An 11,196-nucleotide genomic window follows, 5' to 3' on the forward strand; every position below is an offset into this window, starting at 1 on the left:
CATTGCACGCTTCATTGTGCAGGTGCTAAGAAGGCAAATAAGCTGCACAATGGGGAGGCATCTGCGCATGGCCCGGAAGACCGCCGAAGGCGAACCGATCATCATCAAGAAATACGCCAACCGGCGGCTCTACAATACCGACACCAGCAGCTACATCACGCTCGACGATTTGGCCGAAATGGTGCGCGAGAATGTGGACTTTCAGGTTCTCGACGCCAAGACCGGCGACGATATCACGCACACGATACTCACGCAGATCATCGTGGAAGAAGAAGCCAGCGGCGGCTCGCAAATGCTCCCCGTCAGCTTCCTGCGCGATCTCATCGGAATGTACGGCAATTCGATGTCCTCAATGATGCCGACCTATCTCGAAGCCAGCATGATCGCCTTCCGCAAGAACCGCGAGCAGCTGCAAGAGGTTTTCCAGACCGGAATGGGTGCCAACCCCTTCACCGCGATGGCGGAAACGAACCTGCGCATGATGCGCAGCGCGGCGCAGGCGTTCATGCCGGGGACGATGCCGAAAACCAGCCAAGACGGGGAAGGGGCAGAGATCAAGGCCGACGATCTGTCCGAAATGCGCGCGCAGCTTGCCGCAATGCAAAAGAAGCTCGACGAACTCGGTAAATGACGTAAGCGGCGCGGCTCGCCGCATTATCGAACACAAGACAGGAATACCGAAAACATGGCCCAGATCCGCCATGCGCTGACCACCAAGCGTGCCGATGATTTTGCCGCCTGGTACCAGGAAGTCATCGCCGCTGCCGAAATGGCCGAGGAATCAGGTGTGCGCGGCTGCATGGTCATTCGCCCATGGGGCTGGGGCATATGGGAGCGGATGCAGCGCCTGCTGGACGACCGGATCAAGGCGACCGGACATGACAACGCCTATTTCCCCCTCTTCATTCCCCTGTCGAATTTCGAGCGCGAAGCGGAGCATGTCGAAGGCTTTGCGAAGGAAATGGCGGTCGTCACGCACCATCGCCTTATCGCGGGCAAAGATGGCGGGCTGGTGCCCGATCCGGAAGCGAAGCTTGAAGAGCCGCTGGTCGTGCGCCCGACGTCGGAAACCATCATCGGCGATGCAATGGCGCGCTGGGTGCAGAGCTGGCGCGATCTGCCCCTGAAGCTCAACCAGTGGGCCAATGTGGTGCGTTGGGAAATGCGCACCCGCATGTTCTTGCGCACCAGCGAATTCCTCTGGCAGGAAGGGCATACGGCCCACGCCGACGAGGCCGAAGCGCGCGAGCACACCCAGACCATGCTCGAAGTCTATCGCGCGTTCGCGGACGAGGATCTGGCCCTTGGGGTGGTTGCGGGCGAGAAGCCGGAGAACGAGCGCTTCCCCGGCGCCGTCGAGACCTGGTCAATCGAGGCGATGATGCAGGACGGCAAGGCATTGCAGGCCGGCACAAGCCATTATCTCGGTACCAATTTCAGTCAGGCCAGCGGCATCAAGTATCAGAACCGCGACGGCGGAGAGAACCTGTGCCACACGACCAGCTGGGGGGTCTCCACCCGCATGGTCGGCGGCGTCATCATGACGCATGGCGACGACGATGGGTTGCGCTTGCCCCCGGCAATCGCACCGCAGCAGGTCGTGATCCTGCCGATGCTGCGCGACAAGCCCGAAGACGAGGCGCTAATCTCCTATTGCGAAGGCCTTCGCGCCACGCTCGCCGGACAGACCGCACTGGGTGAGAAAGTGCGTGTGCTGCTCGATACGAAGCCGGGCAAGGCCGCGGCCAAGCGGTGGGACTGGGTGCGCAAAGGCGCACCGGTCATTATCGAGGTGGGCGGTCGGGATATGGAAAACGGCGTCGTCAGCTTGCTCCGCCGCGACCGGTTGTGGGACGAGGCCACCGGTAAGCCCGCTTTCCAGACCCCGACGAAGGACATAGCCGGCCAGACCGTGCCCGACATTCTTGGCGATATGCAGGCCGCGCTGCTTACTCAAGCGGCGGAGCGGCGCGAAGCAAATATCACCCGCGGCGTCGGTTCGTGGGACGAGGTGGTGGCGTTCTTCACAGGATCGCGCTATCCGGGGTGGATCGAGGTGCAATGGTCCAAACCGACGGGTGATGCGCTCGATCAGGTCGTCGAAAAGCTCAAGGCGCACAAACTCACGATCCGCAACGTGCCGATAGGTGCGGCTCCGGTGGAGGGGGGCTGTATCTTCTCGGGCAATCCGGCGGTCGAGAGGATCCTGATCGGCAAAGCCTACTAGGTTGATTCGGCAAGCGAATGGGTCGAGACAGGGGGTATGAGAAAACTTCCCTTCCTCGCCATCGCCGTCCTTTCCGCCCCGCTGTGCGCGCAGGACGATCCCGGTCCGCAGGTTTCGACCGAGCGGATGCAAGACGATATGGACACCATCGTCGGCTTCGGCACCCGGCATACGCTTTCGACGCAGACCGATCCCGAACGTGGGATCGGCGCCGCGGTCGACTGGGCGCTGGCCGAATTTGGGCGGATCGGCGCGAATTGTGGCGATTGTCTCGAAGTCATGCCGGTAGGACGGACCGTTGAAGCGGATGGGCGGCGCATTCCGCAGCCGACCCTCATCCGCAATGCCGTCGCAATCCAGCGCGGGAGCGAGCGCCCGAACGAAGTCATCATCGTGCAAGGCCATTACGACAGCCGGGTCACGGATGCCCTCGACGGAACGAGCGATGCGCCCGGTGCGAACGACGACGGCTCGGGCAGCGTCATGATTCTGGAGGCGGCGCGCATCCTCTCGCAAAAAGAGTACCCCTCCACGATCATTTACGCTCTTCTGAGCGGCGAAGAGCAGGGGCTTTATGGCGCCGGCATCTTGGCTGACTGGGTCGCTGAGCAAGGAATGACAGTGAAGGCGGTCCTCAACAACGACATGATCGGCAATAGCTGCGGCAGCGACGGGTTCTGCGATCCCGACCATCTGCGCATCTTCTCCGAAGGTCCGCGCGCCGACCTGACAGACGACATCCGGGCAAGCCAGCGCCGTTTTGGCGGCGAGAACGATTCCCCGGGCCGTAACCTCTCGCGCTGGCTCGACGATCTGGCGCAGGACTATCCGCAAGGGATGCAGGTCCGGCAAATCTGGCGGACCGACCGGATGGGCAGGGGCGGCGACCAGATACCGTTTCTCGACCGCGGCTATCCTGCCGTGCGCCTGACTGTGTCGGTCGAGGATTACGAGCACCAACATCAGGATTTGCGGACCGAGGACGGCATCGTCTATGGCGATACGCCCGATGAACTGGATTGGGATTACCTCACGCGAGCCGCACAGTTGAATGTTCGCGCGCTCGATCGTCTGGCGCAGGTACCGATGCCGCCGGTGGTGGAAGCGGATGCCGCAGTGCGTGTCGATACGGGGCTAAGCTGGCAACCGGTTGCCGGGGCGGACAGCTATCGTATCCGCGTGCGCCGCACGACCGACGCCGGCTGGCTAGACGAAGCGCCGGACGGAAACAACGGCATCGAATGGAGCCCCACTGTTGCGGCATCGGCTGGGGCGGCGGATGGCTTTTCCATCGCCGTGCCGTTGCGCGGCGACGATTGGCTGTTTGGCGTACAGTCCTGTAACGGCGAGGTATGCAGCCCCGTTTCCAGTGCCGTTCCCGCCGGCGAGTTCGCGCCGATCGCGATCGCCGAGGATGACAGCGCGTAGGCCCGTCCCCATATAGGCAGCATGACAAAACAGAACAAAGAGCGAGGGAAGCAGGGGCTTCCCTCGCAAACAGAAATACTCGAATTCATTCAAACTGCGGACGGTCCTGCCGGCAAACGCGAGATCGCGAAGGCTTTCGGCATCAAGGGGCAGGACAAGATCGCGCTGAAGAAGCGCCTGAAGGACATGGCCGAAGAAGGCCTGATCGACGGCAAGAAAACCGCCTATCACCGGATGGGCGGCGTCCCCAAGGTAACGGTACTCAAGGTCGTCGAGATCGCGGACGGCGAGCCCGTCGCCGAGCCGGAAAGTTGGCCCGAGGATGCGCCCGAAAAGCCGCCTCGCCTAACGGTGAAGGAAGGGAAGAAAGTTGCGGCGTTAAAGCGCGGCGACCGCTTCCTTGCCCGGACCGAGGAACGCGGCAAGGGATGGATTGCCCATCCGATGAAGAAGCTGCCCGCGCGTAGCGAAGGCTTGATGGGTGTCGTCGAGTTCGACGGCGGCGGCAAGCCATGGCTTGCCCCGGTCGACAAGCGGGTGCGAAATTCTTCGCCCATCTCCGACCTCGGCGGTGCGGAGGAAGGTGAACTGGTGCTGTGCGAACGAACCGGCAAGTCTGCGCGATCGAGCGTGAAGGTGGTCGAGGTGGTCGGCGATCCGCTCGCGCCCGGTGCCTTTAGCCTGATCGCCATTGCGAAGCACGGCATCCCGCACGTCTTCCCGCAGGAAGCGCTGGACGAGGCGCAAGCGGTCACTGACCTGCCGCTGTCCGAGGACAAGCGCGAGGACCTGCGCAATGTGCCGATCGTCGCCATCGATCCCGCCGATGCGCGCGATCACGACGATGCGATCTGGGCCGAACCGGATGGCGAGGGCGGCTATCGCGCCATCGTCGCGATCGCCGATGTCAGCTATTACGTGCGGCCCCGCGGGGCGCTGGACCGCGAGGCGAGGAAGCGCGGCAACTCGGTCTATTTCCCCGACCGCGTCGTGCCGATGCTGCCCGAAATCCTCAGCGCGGACATCTGTTCGCTGGTAGAGGACGAAGACCGTGCGGCAATGGCGTGCCACCTGCGGATTTCACCCGAGGGAAAGATTACCGAGTGGCGCTTTACTCGTGCCATCGTGCGGCTCGCGGCAAATATCGCCTACGAGGATGCGCAGAAGGCTATCGACGACGGCAGCGCCGACGAGAACCTGAAGAACCTGTGGGGCGCGTGGGATCTCCTTTTCACGGCCCGCAACGATCGCGACCCGCTCGATCTCGACATGCCAGAACGGCAGGTGAAGCTGAACGACAAGGGCCGCATTGCCGAAATCGCGCTGCGCGAACGGCTCGACGCGCACCGCGTAGTCGAGGACTTCATGATCGCCGCTAACGTCGCGGCCGCAAAGGCTTTGGAGGCGAAGAAGGCGCCGGTCGTCTATCGCGTTCATGAAACGCCGAGCCGCGAGAAGCTCATCGCCTTTCGCGATTACCTGCAATCGCAAGGCCGCAAGTTCGCGATGGGTCAGGTCATCACGCCGGGCCTGTTCAATCGTCTGATCAAGGACGTTTCCGATCCGGCGGAGAAGGCACTGATTATGGAAGCGGTGCTGCGCAGCCAGACGCAGGCCTATTACGGCCCTGCCAATTCCGGCCATTTCGGCCTCGCCCTCGGCAGCTATGCGCATTTCACCTCGCCCATTCGCCGCTATGCCGACTTGCTGGTGCACCGCGCGCTGGTGGACGCATACGGTCTTGAGCAGCCAAAACCGAAGGGCGACATTCCGGACACCACCGGTCTCTCCGACCGCGACAAGAGCGCTCTGGGCAATATCACCGACGCCATCAGCCAGACCGAACGCCGCGCAATGGAAGCGGAGCGCGATACGATCGACCGCTACGTCGCAGCCTACCTTTCGGAACGGGTCGGAGAGACGTTCAAGACGCGCATCACCGGCGTACAGGGCTTCGGGTTCTTCGCCACCATTGAGGGTTTGGGGGGCGACGGTCTCGTACCCGTCAGCACGCTAGGTCGCGAATACTTTCGCTACGAAGAAGCCTCTCAAACGCTCGTGGGCGAAAACAGCGGCACGCAATATGCCGTCGGCGATAAGCTCGAACTGAAGCTCGCCGAAGCCAATGCGCTGACTGGCGCACTCAAATTCGAGGTCCCGGACAGCGAAGGCAAACCGATCGAGAAGCGCGGCAATCGTCCGCCGCCGAAGAAGCGTCCGGAAAAGGGGAAGGGCGCGCCGCGGCAGAAGCACGACCCGAACAAGCGCGGCCGCCCCGGCAATATCCGCCACCAGGGGCGCAAGCGCAAATAGCGGAACGCACCGGGCCGCCGGGCGCTTGATGAGCAAAGGAGAAACCCATGCTCAAGCCCGGCGACACCGCCCCCGATATCGACCTGCCGCTCACCATCGACGCGCGCTTCAAACTGTCCGACCAGAGCCCCGAACAGTTCACCATGCTGGTGTTCTATCGCGGCAAGCACTGCCCGATCTGCAAGAAGTATCTGACCGAAATCGGTAGCCGCCTGCGCGAAATCACCGATCGCGGGGTCAACGTGTTTGCCGTTTCGATGGACGACGAGGATCGCGCGATGGTGGTCGATAAGGAATGGAACACCGGCGATTTGCCTCTGGCCTACGACATGAGTGAGGATATGGCCCGCGAATGGGGCCTGTTCGTTTCGAGCAAGCGAGAAGGCAGCGAAGAACCCGATACCTTTTCCGAACCCGGCCTGTTTCTCATCCGCCCGGACCGGACCGTCTATTTCGCGCAGGTCCAGAGCGCGCCGTTCACGCGGCCCGACCTCGATCAACTGATGGACGGTTTGGATATCATCAAGAAGAACGATTACCCGCCACGCGGCATGGCGACCTGAGCCGCGTCAGGCCAGTTCGTCGATCCGCTCGCGCGAAAGGCTGCCGGGAATGAGATAGAGCGGGCAGGGAATTTCCGTGGCGTGAGCGGCGAAATAGCTCACCAGCGGACCCGGCCCGCCATCCAGCCCGACGCCCAGCACCAGCGCGGCGACCTCATCGTTTTCTTCGAGATAGCGTCGCACCACATCCACCGCGGCGCCAGGGCGAACGGCGATGATCGGCATCTTGCCCATCTCGCCGAAGATGTTTCCTGCGGCATTGTTGGCCATCACCTCGGCCCGCTCGCGCGCTTCCTGCTCGATCGTCGCCTGCACGCTGCCGAAGGCATTGAACGTCTGCTGCGGCACGAGCGCGAGGATATGCACCGATCCGCCGGTTTTCACCGCGCGAAGCGAGGCGAAGCGCAGCGCGCTTTTGGCCTCTTCGGTCTCGTCCATCACCACGAGGTAGATACGCATTTGCCAGGTTCCTCTCCGCATCGCGGCCTACGCCTTCATTCGTATTCTGCGCAAGCACCTTGCGGCGCGCGCCGCTTTTGGCCAGAGGCGGTGGGACAGTCTAATCCAGCAAGGACGTAACGTCGCGCATGCCTACTCCGATCAAGATGCCCGCCCTTTCGCCCACCATGGAAGAGGGCACGCTAGCCAAGTGGCTGGTCAAGCCGGGCGACGCGATCTCCGCCGGCGACATCATGGCCGAGATCGAGACCGACAAGGCGACGATGGAATTCGAAGCGGTCGATGAGGGTACGCTCGCCTCGATCGAGGTGGAGGAAGGGACCGACGGCGTGAAGGTCGGCACCGTCATCGCCATGCTCGCCATGGAAGGCGAGGATGTGGAGGAAGCCGCGAAGGCCGCACCGTCCGGCGATGCTGCGAACGAAACGGCGGCGAAGGAAGAACGCGAGGAAAAGGTTTCCGAAGAGGAGCGGCGGACGGAGGAAACCTCTGCTTCTCCAGCTAGCCCTGAGCCTGCCGAAGGCTCGTCCTCCACTTCCAAAACAGAGTCCGATAAGGGCGACAGGATTTTCGCCTCGCCTCTCGCCCGGCGTATAGCCGAGCAGAAGGGTCTCGATCTTTCACAGGTCTCGGGTTCCGGTCCGCGCGGCCGCATTATTAAGGCTGATGTCGAGAACGCCGAACCGGGCAAGGCATCCGAAACATCCGCCGGCAAGACCGATGGCCTCGGCGAAATGGACGCGCCGCGGACGCCGAGCCAGACTCCGGCGGAAAGCGAATTCGGCGCACCGTACGAAGCGCAAAAGCTCAATAATGTCCGCAAAGTCATCGCGCGCCGCCTGACCGAGGCGAAGCAGACCATTCCGCACATCTACCTTACCGTCGACGTGCGCCTCGATGCGCTGCTCAAGCTGCGCGGCGAACTCAACACAAGCCTCGAGGCGGACGGGGTGAAGCTTTCGGTCAACGATCTGCTGATCAAGGCGCTGGCCCGCGCGTTGCAGCGTGTGCCCAAATGCAATGTCAGCTTCCAGGGCGACGAACTGCACCAGTATACGCGGGAGGATATCTCGGTCGCGGTCGCCGCACCCTCGGGCCTCATCACGCCGATCATCGTCGATGCCGGGCGCAAGGGCCTTGCGCAGATCTCGTCCGAGATGAAGGAGCTTGCCGGCAAGGCGCGCGACGGCAAGCTGCAGCCGCATGAGTATCAGGGCGGCACCGCCTCGCTCTCCAATCTCGGCATGTTCGGTACCAAGCAGTTCGACGCCGTGATCAACCCTCCGCAGGCGATGATCCTCGCGGTCGGCGCGGGCGAGCAGCGCCCGCATGTCATTGACGGCGCGCTGGGTGTAGCAACCGTGATGAGCGCCACCGGCAGCTTCGATCACCGCGCCATCGACGGCGCAGACGGCGCAGCGCTGATGCAGGCGTTCCAGCAGCTGGTCGAGAACCCGATGGGGCTGGTGGTTTGACAATATTGATCGAGCTTGGCCGCTTTTTTGTGACTGCCTTGGCTGTCGCCATAGCTATTCCCGCGTCCTTTCTAATGGCGTCATTGTTCACTGGAGAGACTTTTTCAATTGAAGCCTTCTTCGCCGTCGGTGCCATAAGCTTTGTACTCGCAATCATTGGAGGCCTAATATTTGGGCTTCCCACACTCTGGTTCTTGAGGCGTCAGGGGTGGGCGAGAGAAATGGGGATTGTCACCTCTATCGGCACTTTAGTTGGGGCGTTTGGCGGAATTTTGCTCAGCGCCGGATTTTGGCAAGGCAATTTAGAGGTAATATTGGCTGGCCTTTGGGCGTGGGCGGTGATGGGCGCTATCGCTGGATTTGTGGCCTCTCCCGTATGGCTTTGGTTGCATCAAAGTGAGGCAGGTTTAGTAAATGACTGACCGCTCCCCCCAAATCCGCGTCACCGCCATGCCGACCGACATGAACCCCTATGGCGGGGTGTTCGGCGGGTGGTTGATGAGCCAGATGGCGCTCGGCGCAGGGTCGCTTGCCAGCCGGGTGGGCGAGGGGCGGGCGAATGTAGTCGCGGCGACGGATTTCGGCTTTCCCGCCGCGATGAACCTGGGTGACGAGCTCAACGTCTATTGCGAGATCGTGCGCGAGGGGAACACCTCGATCACCATCGCCGCCGAGGGCATCGCCCGCGCCCGGCATGGCGAGGAAACCACATTGGTCTGCAAGGGCACGTTCGTGTTCGTCCTCGCCGACGACGACGGCAATCCGCGCCCGGTGCGCGCGGCGGGGCAGGCAGCGGCGAACGAAGGATGATGACTGTCCTACATACGGGCCGGCGCTCTATCGCACGCCGCATGTCTTGCTTTCCGATCATTGCCCCAACTGCCTCTGCGATTACTCGACACGGGCCGCTGCTTTTTAGGCGCAGGACCGTGTTCCATGTGTTCCATCCAGACGGACCGACCGAAGGCTAATCCAATATGAGTACAACTTACGACGTCATCGTTCTCGGCAGCGGCCCCGGTGGATACGTCGCGGCAATCCGCTGCGCGCAACTCGGCCTGAAGGCCGCCATCGTGGAGCGCGAGAAGCTGGGCGGCATTTGTCTCAATTGGGGCTGTATCCCGACCAAGGCGCTGCTGCGTTCGGCCGAGATCAAGCACTATATGGATCATGCGAGCGATTACGGCCTGAAGGTCGCGGGCGCGATCGAGGCGGATCTGGAAGCGGTGGTGAAACGCAGCCGCGGCGTCGCCAGCCAGCTCAATCAGGGTGTCGGCCACCTGATGAAGAAGAACAAGATCGCCGTCCACATGGGCGAGGGCACGCTGACCGGCCCGACCAGCATGACAGTGAAAGGTGAGAAGGGCGAAGAAAAGCTCACCGCCAAGCACGTCATCGTCGCCACGGGCGCCCGGGCTCGCGACCTGCCTTTCGCGCCTGCCGACGGTAAGCGCGTGTGGACCTATCGCACCGCCATGACCCCGCCCGAAATGCCGAAGAAGCTTCTGGTTATCGGCAGCGGCGCGATCGGGATCGAGTTCGCCAGCTTCTACAACGATATGGGTGCCGAGGTGACGGTGGTCGAAATGCTCGATCGGATCGTGCCGGTGGAGGACAAGGATGTCTCCGCCTTCCTCGAAAAGAGCCTGACCAAGCAGGGCATGACGATCATGACCGGTGCCGGGGTGGATGACATCAACGTGTCGGACGGCGGCGTGATGGCGAAGATCAAGGATGCAAAGGGCAAGGTGTCCGAGCAGGAGTTCACCCACTGCATCGTCGCCATCGGAATCGTGCCGAACACTGAGGATATTGGGCTGGAAAAGCTGGTCGAGATGGAGAAGGGTTTCGTTCAGATCGACGAATACGGCCGCACGAAATCCAAGGGGCTGTGGGCGATCGGCGACTGCACCCCCGGCCCGTGGCTGGCTCACAAGGCTAGCCACGAGGGTGTGACCTGCGCGGAATCGATCGCGAAAGAGCTCGGCAATAAGGACGTCCATCCCCATCCGCTCGACCGCACCAGCATTCCCGGCTGCACCTATTGCCACCCGCAGGTCGCCAGCGTCGGCTTGACCGAGGCGAAGGCGAAGGAGGCGGGCCACGAGGTGAAGGCCGGCACCTTCCCCTTTATCGGCAATGGCAAGGCGATCGCTCTTGGGGAGGCGGAAGGCTTCATCAAGACGGTGTTCGACGCGAAGACCGGCGAACTGCTCGGCGCACACATGATCGGGGCGGAAGTCACCGAACTGATCCAAGGCTATACGGTCGGCAAGACACTGGAGACTACAGAGGCCGAACTGATGAATACGGTCTTCCCGCACCCGACGCTCTCCGAAATGATGCACGAGAGCGTACTTGCTGCTTACGGCAAGGCTTTACACATCTGATCGTCCGCAGGTTGCCAAAGATCAACATCGCGAAATTCGCCCCCACCGTGGGGCGTTTCGTCGTCCCTACTTGAAACGCTTTGGTTTCCCGACCGTTACTGGTTCGAGGAGACGAGCAATGGAATTCGAAATTCAGGATGATCCGCAGGGCGAGCGTGACGATCACGAAGGTGACCGTGATGGCGGTATCGTGGAAGATCACATCGCGTTGAAGAACCAGTCGAGCGTCAAGGCCGACGATTATCCGACCGAAGAACGCAAGGCGCAATCGCTGGTGACGCCGAAATCGAAAAAGTGACCTTCGGCATCCGCACCGACTTTTCTGAGGGCGGCTCACGTCA

General features: G+C 62.1%; 11 protein-coding genes. 10 read left to right on the forward strand and 1 reads right to left on the reverse strand.

Going from position 1 to position 11,196, the window contains the following annotated elements:
• The first annotated feature begins 67 nt into the window (after positions 1-67).
• From phaR to E3U23_RS03020, 5 genes are read left to right on the forward strand one after another with little or no spacing between them, the layout of a single operon-like run.
• Entirely contained in the window at positions 68-631 is a 564-nt protein-coding gene (gene phaR / locus E3U23_RS03000; protein WP_279349716.1) for a polyhydroxyalkanoate synthesis repressor PhaR, read from the forward strand.
• Positions 632-685: 54 nt separating this feature from the next.
• On the forward strand, positions 686-2,227 hold the full coding sequence (gene proS, locus E3U23_RS03005) for a proline--tRNA ligase (protein ID WP_279349717.1): 1,542 nt from the start codon (positions 686-688) through the stop codon (positions 2,225-2,227).
• 36 nt (positions 2,228-2,263) lie between these two features.
• Positions 2,264-3,655, forward strand: a complete 1,392-nt coding sequence (locus tag E3U23_RS03010) for a M28 family peptidase (RefSeq protein WP_279349718.1) — start codon at positions 2,264-2,266, stop codon at positions 3,653-3,655.
• Between the two features lie 21 nt (positions 3,656-3,676).
• The gene (gene rnr, locus E3U23_RS03015) at positions 3,677-5,968 is read left to right on the forward strand and encodes a ribonuclease R (protein WP_279349719.1); all 2,292 of its coding nucleotides are present in this window, start codon (positions 3,677-3,679) and stop codon (positions 5,966-5,968) included.
• 47 nt (positions 5,969-6,015) lie between these two features.
• On the forward strand, positions 6,016-6,531 hold the full coding sequence (locus E3U23_RS03020; RefSeq protein WP_279349720.1) for a peroxiredoxin-like family protein: 516 nt from the start codon (positions 6,016-6,018) through the stop codon (positions 6,529-6,531).
• Positions 6,532-6,537: 6 nt separating this feature from the next.
• On the opposite strand, the gene E3U23_RS03025 is transcribed toward E3U23_RS03020, so the two are convergent.
• Positions 6,538-6,990, reverse strand: a complete 453-nt coding sequence (locus E3U23_RS03025; RefSeq protein WP_279349721.1) for a universal stress protein — start codon at positions 6,988-6,990, stop codon at positions 6,538-6,540.
• Between the two features lie 128 nt (positions 6,991-7,118).
• Here E3U23_RS03025 and E3U23_RS03030 point away from each other — a divergent pair, with 128 nt between their 5' ends.
• The 5 genes from E3U23_RS03030 (at position 7,119) to E3U23_RS03050 (ending at position 11,153) form a co-directional block, all read left to right on the forward strand.
• The gene (locus tag E3U23_RS03030) at positions 7,119-8,465 is read left to right on the forward strand and encodes a pyruvate dehydrogenase complex dihydrolipoamide acetyltransferase (RefSeq protein ID WP_279349722.1); all 1,347 of its coding nucleotides are present in this window, start codon (positions 7,119-7,121) and stop codon (positions 8,463-8,465) included.
• A gap of 5 nt (positions 8,466-8,470) precedes the next feature.
• The gene (locus tag E3U23_RS03035; protein WP_279349723.1) at positions 8,471-8,887 is read left to right on the forward strand and encodes a hypothetical protein; all 417 of its coding nucleotides are present in this window, start codon (positions 8,471-8,473) and stop codon (positions 8,885-8,887) included.
• Positions 8,880-9,275, forward strand: coding sequence for an acyl-CoA thioesterase (locus tag E3U23_RS03040; RefSeq protein WP_279349724.1), 396 nt, complete (start codon positions 8,880-8,882; stop codon positions 9,273-9,275). Before E3U23_RS03035 ends, E3U23_RS03040 begins: the two co-directional genes overlap by 8 nt.
• A gap of 167 nt (positions 9,276-9,442) precedes the next feature.
• Positions 9,443-10,855, forward strand: a complete 1,413-nt coding sequence (gene lpdA / locus E3U23_RS03045) for a dihydrolipoyl dehydrogenase (RefSeq protein ID WP_279349725.1) — start codon at positions 9,443-9,445, stop codon at positions 10,853-10,855.
• Positions 10,856-10,973: 118 nt separating this feature from the next.
• Complete coding sequence (locus tag E3U23_RS03050; protein ID WP_279349726.1) at positions 10,974-11,153, forward strand: hypothetical protein; 180 nt, start codon at positions 10,974-10,976, stop codon at positions 11,151-11,153.
• Positions 11,154-11,196: the final 43 nt, after the last annotated feature.

The sequence above is a fragment of the Erythrobacter litoralis genome, assembly GCF_029760855.1.
In the GTDB taxonomy this organism is placed as follows: Bacteria; Pseudomonadota; Alphaproteobacteria; order Sphingomonadales; family Sphingomonadaceae; genus Qipengyuania; species Qipengyuania litoralis_A.